The following is a 16,659-nucleotide window of genomic DNA, read 5'->3' on the forward strand; positions in this document are numbered from 1 at the left end:
GTCGGTTGCCACGCTTTAAAGCGGCGGTCGCCTGATTTGTTGTCAGACGCCGCTCTTTTTCTTGTCAGCCATTACTCGGGTCAGGCAACGCACTGCTGGCGCCGAGCTTGTTCAGGAAGAACAGGTACACCAGACCCAGCGCGATCCAGATCAGGCCGAGTTTCTGCGCATCGACGCCCATGTTGTACATGATGGCGGCGACGATGATGAAGCCGATCACCGGGCAGATCAGATGGCGCACGACCTGGCCGGACTTCTGCCGACGCCAGTAGTAGTTGATCACTGTCAGGTGCAGCAGCATGAAACCGCTGAGGGCACCGAAGTTGACCAGCGAGGTCAGGGTGTCGACCGAATTGATGAACAGGTAGCAGATCACCAGCGACAGCAGCGCCACCAGATAAATGCTCAGGTACGGGGTGTTGTGCTTCGGGTGCACCTTGGCCAGCACTTTCGGCAACTTGCCGTCACGGGCCATGCCGAACAGCAGGCGCGACACCGCGGCTTGCGAGGTGATTGCCACGGCAACGCCCCAGGCCAGAGCAGTCGCCACACCGGTCAGCGTTGCCAGCCAGCTGCCCGCCGCGATTTCGGCGATTTCATAGAACGCGGTGTCGGCGGACTTGAAGCCCATGCCGGCAGCGAGGTCGGTGGCGATCCAGGTCTGTACGACGAAAATTGCGCCCATCACCACCAGCGTGATCAGCGCCGCCCGACCGACGCTTTTGCCCGGGTCGCCCTTGATTTCTTCAGCGAGGGTCGAGATCGCATCGAAGCCGAGGAACGACAGCACCGCAATCGACACCGCTTGCATCAGCAGGGCGAAGTTGAATGTTTCCGGGTGATACAGCGGCGCCAGGGTCAGCTCGCCGTTGCCGCCGCCGTTGTGCAGGGCATTCCAGGCGTAGAACAGGAAAATCCCCAGCACCACCAATTGCGCCAGCAGGAAGATGATGTTCATCCGTGCGGTGAAGGTGATGCCGCGCAGGTTGACGAACGTCGCGCTGACCAGGAACGCCAGAATGAAGCCGACTTTCGGAATGTCCGGATAAAGATGGTTGAGGGCCATCGCCGCGTAGACGTACAGCAGCGGCGGAATCAGCAGGTAGTCGAGCAGCATCAGCCAGCCGGCGAGGAAGCCGACGTGTTGGTTGAGGCCGCGTTGCGCGTAGGAGTAGACCGAACCTGCAATCGGAAATGCCCGCGCCATGCTGCCATAGCTCAACGCGGTGAACAGCATCGCCACCATGCCGATGATGTAGGCCAGCGGCACCATCCCGGGCGCCTCGGCATTGACGTAGCCATACACGCCAAACGGGGCGATGGGGATCATGAAGATCATTCCGTACACCACCAGATCGGTCAGTGTCAGGCTACGTTTCAACTCCTGTTTGTAGCCGAACTCTTCTATTTCCATGAAGCGCAACTCCTTGTCAGCCTATCCGGCGTTTTTAGTTGTTATGTCGGTCCATCGTTTACCGCGTTATCAATCTTTGCATTCGTTACAGCAGCGGTGCCAGGCGCTCGGCCCACAGCGAAACCGCTTCCGGGCTGCGCAGCAGATCGTTGCGCACCTCGATCAGCACCGACTCCAGTCCACGGGCATCGCCGTGCACTGGCACGGTCATGTCCCCCAGCGGATCGATCCGGTACGGCTGGTTGCCCGCGACCTTCAACGGGTGCTGGCCGAGGCCGTCGATCAGCCGTTGTGCATAGGCGCTGGCCTGGCCGAACAACACGCCGACTTCCAGCGGGCGCGGCTGGCCGTAATACACCGGGGTAAAGCTGTGAATCCCCACCACCCGTACCGCTTGACCCTGCGCGACGCGTTGGTCGATCAGGGTTTGCAGCCGGGCGTGAAACGGTTTGAACAGCGTCTGGCGCCGGTACTCGCGAGTGGCTTCGTCCAGCTCGCGATTGCCGGGCACCTGATAAATCTCGCTCTGTGCCGGAATGCTGTCGGGGGCATGCCGGGGCCGGTTGAGGTCGATCAGCAACCGTGAATAGTTGGCGCTCAACAGTGTCGCCCCGAGCACTTGCGAGAGCTTTTCAGCCAGTTGCAAGGCGCCGATGTCCCACGCGATGTGCTCGCGCGCGGCTGCATCGTCCAGGCCCAGATTGTTCAGGGCTTCGGGGATGTAGCGGCTGGCGTGCTCACACACCAGGATCAACGGATGCGATGAATCTTCACGACTCAGGTTGTAGACCGGGCGGGTGTACAACCCCAGCTCGGCGGATTCAGTACAGGCGTGCATAGTGCTCACACAGGTCAGCGGGCGAGAGCTGTTCCGTCAGCGCCAGTTCCTCGGTTTTAAGGGCGTGATAAGTGTCGAGCAACGGCTTGGGCAGCCATTGATTGAAGGCTGCACTGTCACGCAGGCAATCCAGCGCCTGGGCCAGCGAGGCGGGCAGGGCAACGATGCCCCGGGCCTTGCGTTGCTCGTCGTTGAGTGAATCGGGAATTTCATCGGTGATCGCGTTCAGCGCCAGACGCTGTTCGATGCCCAGCCGTCCGGCGATCAGCAGCGCGGCCATTGCCAGGTGCGGCGAAGCGGTAGCGTCCATGGCGCGGAATTCGAGGTTGTACTGCGCCGCCACGGATTTGCCGCCCAGGCTCACGGTCGGACAAATGCGCAACGCCGCTTCACGGTTCTGCTGCCCCAGACACGCGTAGGACGCGCTCCAGTGATGCGGCTGCAGGCGTTCGTACGACACCGGCGTCGGCGCGGTGAATGCACACAGCGCTGGCAGATAATGCAGAATCCCCGCCGCCCAATGCTGGCCAAGGGTCGACAGACCGTTGCTGGTGCCGGCGTCGTAGAGCAGCGGCAGACCTTGCAGGTCGAGCAGGCTGACGTGCAAATGCACGCCGTTGCACACCGCATCGGCCTTGGTTTTCGGCGCGAAGCTGACGTCCAGGCCCATTTGCCGGGCGATTTCACGGGTGATCTCGCGCACATTGACCGCACGGTCCGCCGCTGCCACGCCACAGGTCGGGCGGCAGGTGATTTCGTATTGATGCTTGCCGTATTCCGGCAGAAACATCTCCGGCTCGACGCCACCGGCACGCAAGGCGCTGAGCAGCCAGCCGCCGAACTCGGCGCCCTGACGCTGGGCTTCGAGGGAAAACGCCAGGTGTTCGGCGAAGCCGGCATGCAGGTTGAATTCGTGTTCGAACGCCGCGTTGACCTGCAGGCCGAGGTCGTTGCGATAACGTTCGATTTCATCGCGCAGCAGCGTGCGCGGACAGGCACTCCACGGGCGGCCATCGGTTTCGCGAATGTCGCCGTGGATGAAGTCCAGCGCCGGCGCTGCGGCATCCGGGCCGTTGCCGACGGTGACGCGGCTGCTCAAGTCAGGGATCAGCCGCAAATCGCCATACGCGCCCCACGGGTTGGTCGAGGCGATGATGTCCTGCGGCGTCAAGGCACTGTTGGCCGGCACCCAGCCGCAACCGGCCGCTTGATAATGCTCCAGCTGATCGGTGGGAAACGAACGGCCACGGGTGATGCCGATCAGGTCAGTGGTGACGATGGTGGTCATCGGCAACGGCGTCAGGCGCTCGCTCATGGGCGCATCTCCTGCAACCTGCCGAGCACGGTCTGCGTGTCGGTGATCCAGCAGTAGCCCTTGATCGCATTCAGGCAGGCGTCATGTCGCGCCGGGGTGTAGGTGGCGCAGGCGTCTTCGACCAGCGTCACCAGATAACCGCGGTCGGCGGCATCACGCACCGCCATGTCGACGCACTGGTCGGTGACAATGCCGGCGATGATCAGGTGGCGGGTTTCGAGGTTGCGCAGCACGTAATCGATGTTGGTCGAGTTGAACACCCCGGACGAGGTTTTCGGCAGCACGATTTCGTTTTCTACCGGGGTCAGGTCGTCGATGATCCGCGCCTGTTGACTGCCTTTGGGCAGGTGCATGTCCGACAGTTTGTGATCCAGCGAGCGGTCGCGACCGTCGGCGGTCAGGCTTTCGATAATGGTGTGCAGCACATTCTGCCGCGCTTCGCGAAAGGCGCTGAGCAAGCGGCGCTGGTTGGGCACCACCTGCATGTGGGTGCGGGTCAGGAAATACTCGGCGTCCGGGCCGTTCAGGTGCGGATCGAACTGCGGTTCGAGCCAGGCACGCTGCATGTCCACCAGCAGCAACGCGGTGTGATCGGTGACAAACGGCAAGTCTCGCGGCGAGCGGTGGGGAAGACTGAACATCCTTATTTATCCTCCAGCAAGTGGGTGTTGAACTCGTTGCGCAGGGCGTCGATGCCTTCCAGGCGATCGGCCAGATCGGGGCTGCGCAGGGTCAGGCAGGCAATCAGTGCTTCGACCTGGGCCAGCGCTGGCACCATGGTGTCGAACGGCGAAGCCGATTCCACCGGGGCACTGATGATCAGGTCGGCCAGTTCGCGCAGCGGTGAGGCATAGATGTCGGTGAACAGCACCACCCGGGCGTTGCGGCTTTTTGCAGCACTGGCCACGCGCAAGGCCTGGGTCTGATAGCGGCGATAGTCGAACAGCAGCACCACGTCCTGGCGTTGCAGATCGAACAGGCGGTCGGGCAGTTGCGCGTTGTCTTCCAGGGCAAAACAGCCGGGGCGCAGCAGGCGCAGGTGATTGAGCAGGTAGTTGGCCATCAGGCTGCTGAAACGCCCGCCGAAGCAGTAGATCTGGTGCCGCGTATCGAGCAGCCAGTCGAGCAGAATGCGTACGTCTTCGGGCTGGGTCAGAACCTGGGTTTCCACCAGCAGGCGTTGGCTATCGGCCAGATAATGGCCCCAGGCGTCGTCCTTGTTCAGGTGCGAACGCGGTTGCAACAGGGTGCGCGGCGAGCGCAGGCGGTGGTCCATGTCGCTGAGCAGGGCGTCCTGGAATTCGGCATAACCGCCGAATCCGAGCTTCTTCACCAGCCGCACGATGGTCGGATCGCTGACGCCGGCGTGTTCGGCCAGACGCGCCATCGGACCCAGGCCATTGCGTGGATACTGGTCGAGCAGGGCGCGAATCACTTTGCGCTCCGACGGCGTCAGCTCCAGGCCGGGATCGGTGATCAAGTCTCTAAGAGGGGGCATCCGGGCTCCTGCTGGATGAGGGGTGTTGAATTTGTTTCATAATCCGTTAAAACAGTATTTATGTAACTCAGGTTACATGTCTAGTGAATTTTTTGCGGTAGGAATTCACTGTTTAAATAACCTCAAAGAGCTGTGTCACAAGGGCTACACCGATGTCCTCGGCCCTTGTAGTCCATTGCCTATTGGCGTGTGAGACATTGCCGTTTTTGTAAGCTCGCCGGAGTAACGTCCTAGCTCGCGAGGTCCCCCGGGCCGCCCGGTTTTGCGGCACAATTGCCGCAAAACCGGCGGTTTGCCGCCGATTCAACCGATGTTCAGCGAGTGCAACCCTGTGCAATCCACCTGTTTGACTTTGATCTGCCACGCTCGAACCGTCGCACAGAAATTGTCGCGTTTTCCTACGAACGAGCCTGTTGAAAATCCGCCATCAGGGCTCGGTGCATTGGCCACACAATTCGCCAGCGCCCGCCATCTGCTGTGTGGGCCGGAATTGCGTACGCGCCAGACCGCCGAGTGGTTCGGTGCGGCGCTGCAGGTAGACGAAGCGCTGCGCGATTGCGATATGGGGCGCTGGCACGGACAAGCGATCAAGGATCTGCAACTGCGCGAGGCCGAGGCTTTGCAGGCATGGATCAGTGATCCGCAGGCGGCACCCCATGGCGGCGAGTCGGTGACGCAATTGGGCGAACGCGTGGCGGCGTGGCTGGCCAGCCTGCAAGGCGTGCCGGGTCCTATCGTCGCCATCACCCATCCTTTCGTGGTGCGGGCTGCATTGATGCAGGTGGTGCAGGGCGTAGCGTTCAACGCGATTGATGTTGAGCCGCTGTCAGTCGTTGAACTGCGGTTCAACGGGATCTGGCGGCTACGCTTGCCGAGTAGCGTTCGTGTGGGAGCACAGTGATGAAACGACTGCTGGTCATCGGCATCGGCGCCGGCAACCCCGATTACATCACCCTGCAGGCGGTGAAAGCGCTCAACCGGGTAGACGTGTTTTTTCTGATGGACAAAGGCCCGCGCAAGGACAAACTGATCGATCTGCGTCGCGACATCTGTGAGCGCTACATCACCGATCCAGCCTATCGCTTCGTCGAGGCTCACAGCCCGGAGCGTGAGCGTGGCGACGTGGACTACACCCGCGCGGTCGAAGATCTGAACCGTGCAAAGCAGAAAACCTTCGAGCGGCTGATCAATCAAGAATTGGCTGACAACGAATGCGGCGGTTTCCTCGTGTGGGGCGACCCGGCGCTGTACGACAGCACGATTCGTATCCTGCAGGCGATTCTGGCGTCAGGCCGCTGTGCGTTCGAGTTTGAAGTGATCCCCGGGATTACCAGCGTTCAGGCACTGGCCGCGCAGCATAAAGTGCCGTTGAACAGCATTGGCCGGTCAATCGAAATCACCACGGGCCGGCGTCTGGCGGCGGGGCAGGTGAGTGACACGGACAGCCTGGTGGTGATGCTCGACGCTGAAGATTCCTACCGCCATGTGGCGGATCAGCAGACCGAGATTTACTGGGGAGCATACCTGGGCACGCCAGATGAGCTTCTGATCAGCGGCAAGCTTGAGGATGTTGCGGATCAGATCGAGCGCACGCGCAAGGCGGCGCGGGCCGAGCATGGGTGGATCATGGATACCTATCTGTTGCGCAAGCCTTGAATTGTCGGGTGTCGATGCGGGCCTCATCGCGGGCAAGCCCGCTCCCACAGGTTTTCGGGTTGAGACAAGGTGGTGTGTACGACGCCAAACCTGTGGGAGCTGGCTTGCCAGCGAAGGCGTCCGGAAATTCACCTCAAGATATCGCTTTGACCCCACGCCCAAACCGCTCCCGATACACCGACGGCGGCACCCCGACCACGCTGCGAAATGCCACGCGAAAGCTTTCCACCGATCGGTAACCACAGCGCTCGGCAATCTGTTCGCTGTTGTGTGCTGTGCTTTCCAGCAGTTCCCGCGCCCGCGCCAGGCGTTCGTGTTGCAGCCACGCCTTGGGCGATTGCCCGCTGGCATCGCTGAATCGCCGCAGAAACGTGCGCTCGCTCATCGCCGCTTCGCTCGCCAGATCGCGCACTTCCAGCGGTTGGTGCAGACGCTCGCGAGCCCACTGCATCACCCGTGACAAATCGTTGCGCGGCGTCGGGCTGACAGGCGTGGGAATGAATTGCGCCTGGCCGCCGGTGCGTTGCGGCGACATCACCAACCGCCGCGCCACCGAATTGGCGACCTGAGTACCAAAGTCGCGGGCCACCAGATGCAGACAGGCATCGATCCCGGCGGCACTGCCGGCCGAGGTGATCAACTGACCCGAGTCGACGTACAGCACATCCGGATCCACCGCTATCGCCGGGAAGCGCCGCGCCAGTTCATCGCTGTAGCGCCAGTGGGTGGTCGCACCGTGGCCGTCGAGCAAGCCGCTGGCGGCCAGCACGAACACCCCTGAACAGATCGATAACAGCCGCGCACCGTGGGCGTGGGCCTGACGCAATGCGCCAAGCAGGGCCGGTGGCACCGGGGCTTCGCGATCACGCCAACCGGGAATGATGATGGTGCGTGCCTGCGCCAGCAGCTCCATTCCGCCGTCGGCCAGGACTTGAATGCCGCCCATGGCGCGCATCGGCCCTGCGTCGACGGCGACGATGCGGTGCTCGTACCACGGGAAATCGAACTCCGGCCGGGCGAGGCCGAAGATTTCCACGGCAATCCCGAACTCGAAGGTACAGAGGCCGTCGTAGGCCAGAATCGCGACCAATCCAGGTGAATCAGGCATTTGGCGGAAAGTTCCCGGTGAGTGTCTTGCGCGCCACTGTAGCGCCAAGTGACGGCCCGATAAAGTCTGTTCACACCCCAACATATGAAGGAGCCACACAACATGACCAGCCTGGTTCGCGACATTCCTGCCGCACCGTCGGCCATTGCCCTGATGCATTTCAGCAACCGTCTGACGTTTGAAACCGATTGTTCTGACGTGTACAGCAGCCAGGAGGCCGGTGAAGTCGATTTTGTCCTGGTCGATGTGCGCGGGCCTTTGGCGTTCGAGCGCGGTCACGTGCCGGGCGCGATCAACATTCCGACCCGCTTGCTGACCGCCGAAGGCCTGGCGGAGTATTCGACGAGCACGTTGTTCGTGGTCTATTGCGCCGGCCCGCACTGCAACGGCGCCAACAAGGCTGCGGTGAAACTGGCGGCGTTGGGTTACCCGGTCAAGGAGATGATCGGCGGCGTGACCGGCTGGCTGGATGAGGGCTTCAGCTTGAGTACTACTCAAGCCGCCAAGGCGCCTATTGGATGTGAATGCTGAATGCTTTTGTAGGAGCTGCCGCAGGCTGCGATCTTTTGACTTTTAAAGAGCAAAAGATCGCAGCCTGCGGCAGCTCCTGCAAAGGCAAATTTTGTCGTTTTCAAAGATTTGTCCTACAGTCTTTGCACCATGTCGGCGCACCGTTGATCCCGGTCAACGCGTGCGCCGATGTTCTGTAAGTATTTGTCGCCTAAACACAATTTACCCTGTGCGCGCCGCCATAGACTGCCGTCCACTTCGGTTTTTGCTACTTGATGGCCATGACCGAACGCCAATCGAAAGCTGCCAATAAAAGCCTCCGCACACAGGAGTAATAAATGAAGAAGCTAGTGATGTTCGGTGCCCTGGCACTGTCGATGTTGTCCCTGACCGCTGTGGCTGAGGACGCCAAACCGATTCGTCTGGGAATCGAAGCCGCTTACCCGCCATTCTCGATGAAAACCTCTGACGGCAAACTCACCGGGTTCGACGTCGATATCGGCGATGCGCTGTGCAAACAGATGGACGTTAAATGCGTGTGGGTCGAGCAGGAGTTCGATGGCCTGATCCCGGCACTCAAAGTGAAGAAGATCGACGCGATCCTGTCCTCGATGACCATCACCGACGACCGCAAGAAGAACGTCGATTTCACCATCAAGTACTACCACACCCCGGCGCGCTTCGTGATGAAGGAAGGCTCTGGTGTCAAAGACCCGCTGACCGAGCTCAAGGGCAAGAAAGTCGGCGTACTGCGCGCCAGCACCCACGACCGTTATGCCACTGAAGTGCTGGTTCCGGCCGGGATCGAACTGGTGCGTTACGGCTCGCAACAGGAAGCTAACCTTGACATGGTCTCCGGTCGTATCGATGCGATGCTGGCCGACTCGGTCAACCTCAGCGACGGTTTCCTGAAGACCGACGCCGGCAAAGGTTTCGAATTCGTCGGCCCGACCTACGAAGACGCCAAGTACTTCGGTGGCGGCGCCGGCATTGCGGTGCGCAAGGGCGATACCGAGCTGGCCGAGAAATTCAACAAGGCCATCACCGAAATCCGCGCCAATGGCGAGTACAAGAAAGTCCAGGACAAGTATTTCGACTTTGACGTGTACGGCCATTAATACGCTGTAGAAAAAAGTGGTCCCGTTTGCGCGGTGGCCACTTTTTTTGTGCCCATGATTTATTCTGCCAACACCTATCCAATGTAGGAGCTGCCGCAGGCTGCGATCTTTTGATCTTGATTCTGAAAAGCAAGATCAACAGATCGCAGCCTGCGGCAGCTCCTACAGGTTTATCGGAGTTTTCCCATGCAACGCATCGACCATGTCCTGCCCTGGAGCCACTTGGGCAGCGAACGTTCCCTCAGCGTCTTCCGTTACGGCGCGGGCAGCCGCAAGGTCTACATCCAGGCCAGTCTGCACGCCGACGAACTGCCGGGCATGCGCACCGCATGGGAACTCAAGCAACGCCTCAACGCGCTGGAGCAGCAGGGCCGTCTGCAAGGGGTGATCGAGTTGGTGCCGGTGGCCAACCCGATCGGGCTCGATCAGCATTTGCAAGGCAGCCACATGGGCCGCTTCGAGCTGGGCAGCGGGAAGAATTTCAACCGCGCGTTTGTTGAACTCAGTGCGCCGGTGGCGGCGCGAATCGGCGAGCAACTGGGCAGCGACGCCGAGGCCAACATCGCGCTGATCCGCCAGACCATGGGCGAGGTGCTCGATGAGTTGCCAGCCCCGGCCTCGCAACTGGAAGCGCTGCACCGCTTGCTGCTGCGCCATGCCTGCGACGCCGACATCACTCTGGATCTGCATTGCGATTTTGAGGCGGCGATTCACCTCTACGCGCTGCCGCAACACTGGCCGCGCTGGCAATCGCTGGCGGCGCGACTGCAGGCCGGCGTTGCGCTGTTGTGTGAAGACTCCGGCGGCAGTTCGTTCGACGAGTCGTGCTCATCGCCTTGGTTGCGTCTGGCGCGGGCGTTTCCGAACGCGGCGATTCCCCCGGCAAACCTTGCCACCACCCTGGAACTGGGCAGCATGGGCGACACCCGGGTCGATCAGGCGCAGGCCAATTGCGAAGCGATACTCGGCTTTCTCGCCGAGCAGGGTTTCATCAGCGGCGAATGGCCGGCGGCCCCGAACGAGTGCTGCGAAGGCATGCCGTTCGAAGGCACCGAATACCTGTTCGCGCCGCACCACGGCGTGGTCAGTTTCCTGCGTAATGCCGGGGAATGGGTGGAGAAGGGCGATGCGCTGTTCGAGGTGGTGGATCCGTTGAATGACCGCCTCACCACTGTCCGCGCCGGTACCAGTGGCGTGCTGTTTGCGATTGATCGTGGGCGTTATACCCAGCCGGGGATCTGGCAGGCCAAAGTGGCAGGGCGTGAACCGATCCGGGTGGGCAAGTTGATCAACGACTGACAGATCTTCCGTGTTTTTGCTGGCCTCATCGCTGGCAAGCCAGCTCCCACAGGTTTTGTGAACACCACCGATCACTGTGGGAGCTGGCTTGCCAGCGATGGCGGCATCCGCGACACCACAACGTTCAGACAATGTTAGGCTGCCCCGAACCCGACACTCCGCGAAGGAAGGCTCTATGTTGAAGGCGTTTGCCCTGTTAACCCTCCTGGCGTCCAGCGCCGTCCACGCGCAAACCACGCTGCAAAGCGACTTGCCACTGAAATACATCGAACAGGTTCACCCGGACGCGAACACTCGACCACTGGTGATATTCCTGCACGGCTACGGCAGTAACGAAGCCGATCTGATCGGTATGAAATTTCAGCTGCCGGCGCAGTACAACTACCTCTCGGTGCAGGCGCCGCTGGCGTTGGGCGAAGGGCGTTTCCAGTGGTTTCGCAAGAAGGGCGAAGGGGCCTACAACGGTGAGACCGATGATCTGCAGGCCAGCGGCCGCAAATTGCGGGAGTTTGTCGCGCAGGCAGCGCGGAAATATCACGCCAGCCCGGACAAGGTGTACCTGATCGGCTTCAGCCAGGGCGCAATGATGACCTACGAAGTGGGCCTGCGTCCGCCCGTGGCGGTCGGCGGTATCGCAGCACTGAGCGGACGCCTGTTGCCGGTATTGAAAACCGAGCTCAAGGCGCAGCAGCCACCGTTGCCGCTGAAGGTCTTCATCGGCCACGGCACCGCCGATGATCGAGTGCCGTACCGCGACGGCACCGAAGCCAATGCGCTGCTGCAGAAACTCGGCTACGGCCCCGAGTTTCATGCTTATCCCGGTGTCGGCCACAGCATCAGTTCTGCCGAACTGCGCGACTTGAACGCTTGGCTGCAGCAGCTCAATCCGTAGGGATCACTTGTCCTTGAGGATGGTTTTCACCAGCGCATCGTGACCGCTTTTGTCGCTGGCCCGGGAAATTACCTGGACCAAAGCCATGCGCTTGCCGGAGGCGGCGAGCAGGGTGGTATTGAGTGTCTGGCCGCCGCCCTGAGTGGCGGTGCTGTCGACCTGACGCACGCCGAGGCCGCTGCTTTTCTGGGTCAGACTTTTTTCGCTGAGCTTGTTGAAGTCCGGCAAGGCCTTGCGCTGGTCATCGATGAAACTTGCCAGGCTGCCGTCGAGAAATTCGTTGTCGTTGTCCTTGACGCTGGCGCCACCGGCGATCTGGTTTTCCGCAGCGATGACTACGGTCTTGGTCGCCTGATTGGTGTACATCGTGCCCTTGGCACCGGTCGGCCCGGCTGGCAGCGGGTCGGCGGTGAAGCCTTTGGGCAGGACGAAGGTGAACTTGCCGTCGAGCATCGACACGTTGTTGGTCGAGGCCTTTTCCTTGGGCTTGGCTGCCTGGGCGTTGAGGGCGCCGAGACCGGCGACCGCCGCCAGCAACAGGACGACGGCTTTCTTGCTGAGCAATGACATGTGAATCTCCGAGGGATGGTCGCGCCAGGGCGGCGATGATCCCACGGAGCATGCCCGGCATTCCAGCGCGGTTTGTCAGGTGTTGACATCCGCCTCGGGAATACGGTTTTTTGCCGGAACAGGTCGGGCCAGCAGTTTGCGGGTGACCCCGAGCATGGCCACCGACACCGCGACACCGACGATGAAACCGCTGAGGCCGAGGCTTGGCAGGGTCAGCGCCGACACCAGACAAAACGCCGAAAACGAGTACATGCCCGTCGCCGTCGCCCGTAGCAATGCCGCAGTAAACGCCGGGCCACGGGTCTGCTGAGAAAACACCGCCATCACACTCCCGAGCACCGGGAACACCGCGAGCAGACCGCTCCAGCGCTCGCCCACGGTGCTGGCGAGCATCGTCACCAACAGCGTCAGCGCCGCGCCGGCAATCATTCGCCAGAGCAGTTTGTCCGACTTCGGTGCCGGACCGTTCAGCACCGGTTGCACGTTGGGGAACAGATACGGCGCGGCGAGCAGGGCAGTGGCCGCCGCCGCGACCGAGAACGTCAGTGACGACGGAATCAGCGACAACATTAGCGCCAGCACCGCCCAAACCGTCAGGGAAATCGTCAGCGCCAACGGCCAGTTCGCCCGCTGCGCCACCTGCGCGTAGGTGACGCAGAAGGCGATCATGGCGAACATCGCCGACAGCGCCGCGACCGCCGACTGCGCAGCAAACGATGGCCCCTGTTCGATGGCGAGGAAAAACAGAATCGGCCCGACCACTACCGGCAGCCCCGACAGCCAACCGGCGACGCTCGGTCCCCAGCGCTTGCCGGCGAGGGAAATCAGCAGCAGGAAACCGGGGATCAGCAGTAATTTGAGGATCAGCACGCGGGAGGCCTCCGGGGATGGAACGGCCAAGGTAACCGATTGGTGCGTTGATCGACAAACATTGTATACAAAGCGCTGGGCGGACATCCGCTATGCTCTGGCTATCAGGGTTCAAGCGGGAGTTATGGCGGCGATGAGCAAACCTTCGAAGTTGCTGCGTGGGTGCTGTGGCATCGGCTTGTGGGCGTTGTTACTCACGCCCACCTGGGCCAATTGGCAGGACGCGGTGCCCGGCGCGCAAATCATCGGCACCGGCGATTTCAGTGTGTTCGGCTTCGACGTCTACAACGCCCGGTTGTGGAGCGCGGCACGCCCGTTGTCGACCGAACAGCCCTTTGCCCTGGAGCTGATCTACCGGCGCAAGATCTCGCGCGATGATCTGGTGCAGGCCAGTGTCGATGAAATCAAACGGCTGGCAGGCTCAGGCGTCAGCCCCGCGCAGTTGGCCAAGTGGCAAGGGCAAATGCAGCAATCGTTCGTCGATGTGCAGGCGGGTACGCGGATTACCGGCGTGTACCTGCCGGGGCAGGGTGCGCGGTTCTTTGTCGGTCAGCAGTTGCAGCATGAAATCGATGATCCGCAGTTTGCCCGGGCGTTTTTCGATATCTGGCTGGATCCGCGCACCCGTAATCCCGAGTTGCGTCAGCAGTTACTGGGCATGAGCCATTAAAGTCAAAAGATCGCAGCCTTCGGCAGCTCCTACAGGGGAACGCATTCCAGTGTAGGAGCTGCCGAAGGCTGCGATCTTTTGCTCTTCAAGGGTTCAACTGAAACGTCTAAGCTGCGTCTTTCGAACTTGTTTCTGGATGTGTGCGTGAAATTCAGCTTACCCAAAATCGCCACTGCGCCGTTCTGCCCGCCAGAAGTAGCCGGCAGCGTCGCGGTCGATCCGAACGCTTCGTTCTTCAAACGCGTGCTGCGTTTTGCCGGTCCCGGCCTGTTGGTGTCGATCGGCTACATGGATCCCGGCAACTGGGCGACCGCCATCGAGGCCGGTTCGCGTTTTGGTTACAGCCTGCTGTTCGTGGTGTTGCTCGCAAGTCTGGCGGGAATGGTCGTGCAATGCCTGTGCTCGCGCCTGGGCATCGCCACCGGTCGTGATCTCGCGCAATTGTCCCGCGAGCGCTACAGCACCCCGACCGCACGCCTGCAATGGGTGCTGGCGGAAATCTCGATCATCGCCACTGATCTGGCCGAAGTGCTCGGCTGCGCCCTGGCGTTTCACTTGTTGCTTGGCTGTTCGCTGACCTTCGGCATTGCCCTGACCGCCTTCGACACGCTGCTGGTGCTGGCCTTGCAGAACCGTGGCTTCCGTCGGCTGGAGGCGATCATGCTGGTGCTGGTGGCGACCATCGGCGTGTGTTTCTTCGTTGAGCTGGTGCTGATCAAACCTTACTGGCCGCAGGTGTTCGCCGGATTCAAACCGTCGCTCTCGGCGATCAGTGATGCCGCGCCGTTGTATCTGGCGATCGGTATTCTTGGCGCGACGGTGATGCCGCATAACCTCTACCTGCACACTTCGATCGTGCAGACGCGGATGATCGGCAAGGATCTGGCCAGCAAGCAGGACGCGGTGAACCTGGCGCGGATCGATACCATCGGTTCGCTGGCATTGGCGCTGCTGGTCAACGCGGCGATCCTGATTCTGGCGGCGGCCGCTTTTCACCAGTCCGGGCATACCGACGTGGTCGATATTCAGGACGCCTACCACCTGCTCGACCCGCTGGTCGGTGGCGCGCTGGCCAGTGTGCTGTTCGGCGTCGCGTTACTGGCGTCGGGGCAAAGCTCGACGTTCACCGGAACCATCGCCGGGCAGGTGATCATGGAGGGTTACCTGAACCTGCGGATTCCCTGCTGGCAGCGGCGTTTGATCACGCGCGGGCTGGCGTTGATCCCGGCATTCATTGGCGTGTGGCTGATGGGCGATAACGCGGTGGGCAAATTGCTGGTGTTGAGTCAGGTGGTGTTGAGCCTGCAGCTGCCATTTGCGCTGTACCCGTTGATTCGCATGACCAGCGACAAACAACTGATGGGGCCGTTTGTGAATCGGCTGCCGACCCGGGTGCTGGCGTGGGGATTGTTTGTGGTGATCAGTGGGGCGAATGCCTGGTTGATTCTGCAGATGGTGGTGTGAGCCATGTTTTGTGTTGCCTGAACCGGCCTCATCGCTGGCAAGCCAGCTCCCACAGTGATTGAGGGTGGATTCAAATGCTTTGTACACCCCAAGACCCTGTGGGAGCTGGCTTGCCAGCGATGGGGCCCTGAAGATCGACACAAAATTCAGGCAAAAAAAACCGGTGCAACGCAAGTCGCACCGGTTTTTTTGTAGCCAGCGAGCAGTGGATGTCGTGGATCCGTCCGCCGCCTGTATTGCTCCTCTGGGTTAACCGCGTTCCAGCGCCAGCGCCACACCCTGACCGCCGCCGATGCACAAGGTCGCCAGACCTTTTTTCGCATCACGCTTGAGCATCTCGTGCAGCAAAGTCACCAGCACCCGGCAGCCCGACGCACCGATCGGGTGACCGAGGGCGATGGCGCCGCCGTTGACGTTGACCTTGTCCAGATCCCATTGCAGATCTTTGGCCACCGCCAGCGATTGTGCGGCGAAGGCTTCGTTGGCTTCGATCAGGTCCAGTTGGCCGATGTTCCAGCCTGCCTTGTCCAGGCAGCGACGGGTGGCCGAGACCGGACCAATGCCCATGATCGCCGGGTCCACACCCGCATTGGCGTAAGCAGCGATTTTCGCCAGCACCGGCAGGCCCAGGGCCTTGGCTTTCTCGGCGCTCATCAGGATGACGGCGGCGGCGCCGTCGTTCAGCGAAGAGGCGTTGCCGGCGGTGACGCTGCCATCCTTCTTGAACGCCGGACGCAGTTTCGCCAGCGACTCGGCGGTGGTATCGCCACGCGGTTGCTCATCAACCTTGAACGCCACCGGATCACCTTTGCGCTGCGGGATCAGAATCGGGGTGATTTCATCGACGAAACGCCCGGCTTCGATGGCTGCGGCGGCCTTGCGCTGCGAAGCGGCGGCGAAGGCGTCCTGCTGTTCGCGGCTGATCTCATATTTATCGACCAGATTCTCGGCGGTGATGCCCATGTGGTAATCGTTGAACGCATCCCACAGGCCATCGCTGATCATGGTGTCGACGATTTGCGCGTGACCCATGCGCAGACCGGTGCGAGCACCCGGCATCACGTAGTTGGACAGGCTCATGTTCTCCTGACCGCCAGCGATGATCACCTCGGCATCGCCACAGCGGATCGCCTGCGCGCCCAGGTGCAGGGCCTTCAGGCCCGAGCCGCAGACCTTGTTCAGGGTCATGGCCGGCACGGCGTGGGGCAGGCCAGCCTTGATCGCCGCCTGACGCGCCGGGTTCTGCCCAGCGCCGGCGGTCAGCACCTGGCCCATGATCACTTCATCGACCTGCGCACCGTCCAGACCGGTCTGTTCGAGCAGTTGGCGGATCACCGCAGCGCCCAGATCCACCGCGGACACGCTGGCCAGCGACCCTTGGAAACTGCCGATCGCGGTGCGGGTGGCGGCAACAATTACGACGTCTTGCATTTTCGA

Annotated in this window: 17 protein-coding genes; 8 read left to right on the forward strand and 9 right to left on the reverse strand. The window is 61.4% G+C overall.

Translation table 11 applies throughout. The annotated features are described in order from the left end of the window. Nucleotides 1–64: 64 nt before the first annotated feature. The 5 genes from B1722_RS11520 to B1722_RS11540 all read right to left on the reverse strand — a co-directional run bounded on the left by B1722_RS11520 (nucleotide 65) and on the right by B1722_RS11540 (nucleotide 5,065). On the reverse strand, nucleotides 65–1,414 hold the full coding sequence (locus B1722_RS11520) for an APC family permease (RefSeq protein WP_041074155.1): 1,350 nt from the start codon (nucleotides 1,412–1,414) through the stop codon (nucleotides 65–67). A gap of 85 nt (nucleotides 1,415–1,499) precedes the next feature. Then, nucleotides 1,500–2,252: an N-formylglutamate amidohydrolase gene (locus B1722_RS11525; RefSeq protein ID WP_041074157.1), complete on the reverse strand. Its 753-nt coding sequence runs from the start codon at nucleotides 2,250–2,252 to the stop codon at nucleotides 1,500–1,502. Then, nucleotides 2,236–3,567, reverse strand: a complete 1,332-nt coding sequence (locus B1722_RS11530; protein WP_041074159.1) for a glutamine synthetase — start codon at nucleotides 3,565–3,567, stop codon at nucleotides 2,236–2,238. Before B1722_RS11530 ends, B1722_RS11525 begins: the two co-directional genes overlap by 17 nt. Beyond that, nucleotides 3,564–4,208 (reverse strand): isochorismatase family cysteine hydrolase, encoded by a 645-nt coding sequence (locus B1722_RS11535; RefSeq protein ID WP_041074161.1) that lies wholly within the window; start codon nucleotides 4,206–4,208, stop codon nucleotides 3,564–3,566. The genes B1722_RS11530 and B1722_RS11535 overlap by 4 nt, the downstream gene beginning before the upstream one ends. A 2-nt stretch (nucleotides 4,209–4,210) precedes the next feature. After that, a complete protein-coding gene (locus tag B1722_RS11540; protein ID WP_041074163.1) occupies nucleotides 4,211–5,065 on the reverse strand; it encodes a MurR/RpiR family transcriptional regulator in 855 nt (284 codons plus the stop codon). 310 nt (nucleotides 5,066–5,375) lie between these two features. On the opposite strand from B1722_RS11540, the gene B1722_RS11545 reads away from it, so the two are divergent. Then, nucleotides 5,376–5,966, forward strand: coding sequence for a histidine phosphatase family protein (locus B1722_RS11545; RefSeq protein ID WP_174377059.1), 591 nt, complete (start codon nucleotides 5,376–5,378; stop codon nucleotides 5,964–5,966). Next, a complete protein-coding gene (gene cobF / locus B1722_RS11550) occupies nucleotides 5,966–6,721 on the forward strand; it encodes a precorrin-6A synthase (deacetylating) (protein WP_041074164.1) in 756 nt (251 codons plus the stop codon). Before B1722_RS11545 ends, cobF begins: the two co-directional genes overlap by 1 nt. A 133-nt stretch (nucleotides 6,722–6,854) precedes the next feature. On the opposite strand, the gene ftrA is transcribed toward cobF, so the two are convergent. Beyond that, nucleotides 6,855–7,829: a transcriptional regulator FtrA gene (ftrA, locus tag B1722_RS11555; RefSeq protein WP_041073553.1), complete on the reverse strand. Its 975-nt coding sequence runs from the start codon at nucleotides 7,827–7,829 to the stop codon at nucleotides 6,855–6,857. 102 nt (nucleotides 7,830–7,931) lie between these two features. Between ftrA and B1722_RS11560 the strand changes: the two genes are divergently transcribed. From B1722_RS11560 to B1722_RS11575, 4 genes are all read left to right on the forward strand, one after another. Next, nucleotides 7,932–8,360, forward strand: a complete 429-nt coding sequence (locus B1722_RS11560) for a rhodanese-like domain-containing protein (protein WP_041073551.1) — start codon at nucleotides 7,932–7,934, stop codon at nucleotides 8,358–8,360. A 317-nt stretch (nucleotides 8,361–8,677) separates the two neighbouring features. Continuing rightward, the gene (locus B1722_RS11565) at nucleotides 8,678–9,457 is read left to right on the forward strand and encodes an ABC transporter substrate-binding protein (RefSeq protein ID WP_086792570.1); all 780 of its coding nucleotides are present in this window, start codon (nucleotides 8,678–8,680) and stop codon (nucleotides 9,455–9,457) included. A 186-nt stretch (nucleotides 9,458–9,643) separates the two neighbouring features. Then, a complete protein-coding gene (locus B1722_RS11570; protein ID WP_041073546.1) occupies nucleotides 9,644–10,756 on the forward strand; it encodes a succinylglutamate desuccinylase/aspartoacylase family protein in 1,113 nt (370 codons plus the stop codon). Between the two features lie 175 nt (nucleotides 10,757–10,931). Then, nucleotides 10,932–11,648 (forward strand): alpha/beta hydrolase, encoded by a 717-nt coding sequence (locus tag B1722_RS11575; RefSeq protein WP_086792571.1) that lies wholly within the window; start codon nucleotides 10,932–10,934, stop codon nucleotides 11,646–11,648. Between the two features lie 3 nt (nucleotides 11,649–11,651). Here the strand turns inward: B1722_RS11575 and B1722_RS11580 are convergent, their stop codons facing one another. Further along, nucleotides 11,652–12,218 carry a hypothetical protein gene (locus B1722_RS11580; protein WP_086792572.1) on the reverse strand — a complete coding sequence of 189 codons (567 nt, stop codon included), beginning with the start codon at nucleotides 12,216–12,218 and terminating at the stop codon, nucleotides 11,652–11,654. Between the two features lie 75 nt (nucleotides 12,219–12,293). Further along, nucleotides 12,294–13,088 carry a hypothetical protein gene (locus B1722_RS11585; RefSeq protein ID WP_041073540.1) on the reverse strand — a complete coding sequence of 265 codons (795 nt, stop codon included), beginning with the start codon at nucleotides 13,086–13,088 and terminating at the stop codon, nucleotides 12,294–12,296. A gap of 133 nt (nucleotides 13,089–13,221) precedes the next feature. Between B1722_RS11585 and B1722_RS11590 the strand changes: the two genes are divergently transcribed. Together B1722_RS11590 and B1722_RS11595 are read left to right on the forward strand one after the other, a co-directional pair. After that, the gene (locus B1722_RS11590) at nucleotides 13,222–13,758 is read left to right on the forward strand and encodes a chalcone isomerase family protein (protein WP_086792825.1); all 537 of its coding nucleotides are present in this window, start codon (nucleotides 13,222–13,224) and stop codon (nucleotides 13,756–13,758) included. 144 nt (nucleotides 13,759–13,902) lie between these two features. Continuing rightward, nucleotides 13,903–15,222 carry an Nramp family divalent metal transporter gene (locus B1722_RS11595; RefSeq protein WP_041073538.1) on the forward strand — a complete coding sequence of 440 codons (1,320 nt, stop codon included), beginning with the start codon at nucleotides 13,903–13,905 and terminating at the stop codon, nucleotides 15,220–15,222. A 249-nt stretch (nucleotides 15,223–15,471) separates the two neighbouring features. Here B1722_RS11595 and B1722_RS11600 read toward each other — a convergent pair whose 3' ends face one another. Continuing rightward, the gene (locus tag B1722_RS11600; RefSeq protein WP_041073536.1) at nucleotides 15,472–16,653 is read right to left on the reverse strand and encodes an acetyl-CoA C-acetyltransferase; all 1,182 of its coding nucleotides are present in this window, start codon (nucleotides 16,651–16,653) and stop codon (nucleotides 15,472–15,474) included. Nucleotides 16,654–16,659: the final 6 nt, after the last annotated feature.

It is taken from the genome of Pseudomonas sp. SCPG-7 (assembly GCF_002156405.1).
Classification (GTDB): domain Bacteria; phylum Pseudomonadota; class Gammaproteobacteria; order Pseudomonadales; family Pseudomonadaceae; genus Aquipseudomonas; species Aquipseudomonas parakoreensis.

Coding starts and splice junctions, on each gene's coding strand:
- B1722_RS11570 (WP_041073546.1), top strand. CDS start 9,644: ATGCAACGCATCGACCATGTCCTGCCCTGGAGCCACTTGGGCAGCGAA.
- B1722_RS11525 (WP_041074157.1), bottom strand. CDS start 2,252: ATGCACGCCTGTACTGAATCCGCCGAGCTGGGGTTGTACACCCGCCCG.
- B1722_RS11580 (WP_086792572.1), bottom strand. CDS start 12,218: ATGTCATTGCTCAGCAAGAAAGCCGTCGTCCTGTTGCTGGCGGCGGTC.
- B1722_RS11590 (WP_086792825.1), top strand. CDS start 13,222: ATGAGCAAACCTTCGAAGTTGCTGCGTGGGTGCTGTGGCATCGGCTTG.
- B1722_RS11545 (WP_174377059.1), top strand. CDS start 5,376: ATGTTCAGCGAGTGCAACCCTGTGCAATCCACCTGTTTGACTTTGATC.
- cobF (WP_041074164.1), top strand. CDS start 5,966: ATGAAACGACTGCTGGTCATCGGCATCGGCGCCGGCAACCCCGATTAC.
- B1722_RS11535 (WP_041074161.1), bottom strand. CDS start 4,208: ATGTTCAGTCTTCCCCACCGCTCGCCGCGAGACTTGCCGTTTGTCACC.
- ftrA (WP_041073553.1), bottom strand. CDS start 7,829: ATGCCTGATTCACCTGGATTGGTCGCGATTCTGGCCTACGACGGCCTC.
- B1722_RS11520 (WP_041074155.1), bottom strand. CDS start 1,414: ATGGAAATAGAAGAGTTCGGCTACAAACAGGAGTTGAAACGTAGCCTG.
- B1722_RS11540 (WP_041074163.1), bottom strand. CDS start 5,065: ATGCCCCCTCTTAGAGACTTGATCACCGATCCCGGCCTGGAGCTGACG.
- B1722_RS11575 (WP_086792571.1), top strand. CDS start 10,932: ATGTTGAAGGCGTTTGCCCTGTTAACCCTCCTGGCGTCCAGCGCCGTC.
- B1722_RS11565 (WP_086792570.1), top strand. CDS start 8,678: ATGAAGAAGCTAGTGATGTTCGGTGCCCTGGCACTGTCGATGTTGTCC.
- B1722_RS11560 (WP_041073551.1), top strand. CDS start 7,932: ATGACCAGCCTGGTTCGCGACATTCCTGCCGCACCGTCGGCCATTGCC.
- B1722_RS11600 (WP_041073536.1), bottom strand. CDS start 16,653: ATGCAAGACGTCGTAATTGTTGCCGCCACCCGCACCGCGATCGGCAGT.
- B1722_RS11530 (WP_041074159.1), bottom strand. CDS start 3,567: ATGAGCGAGCGCCTGACGCCGTTGCCGATGACCACCATCGTCACCACT.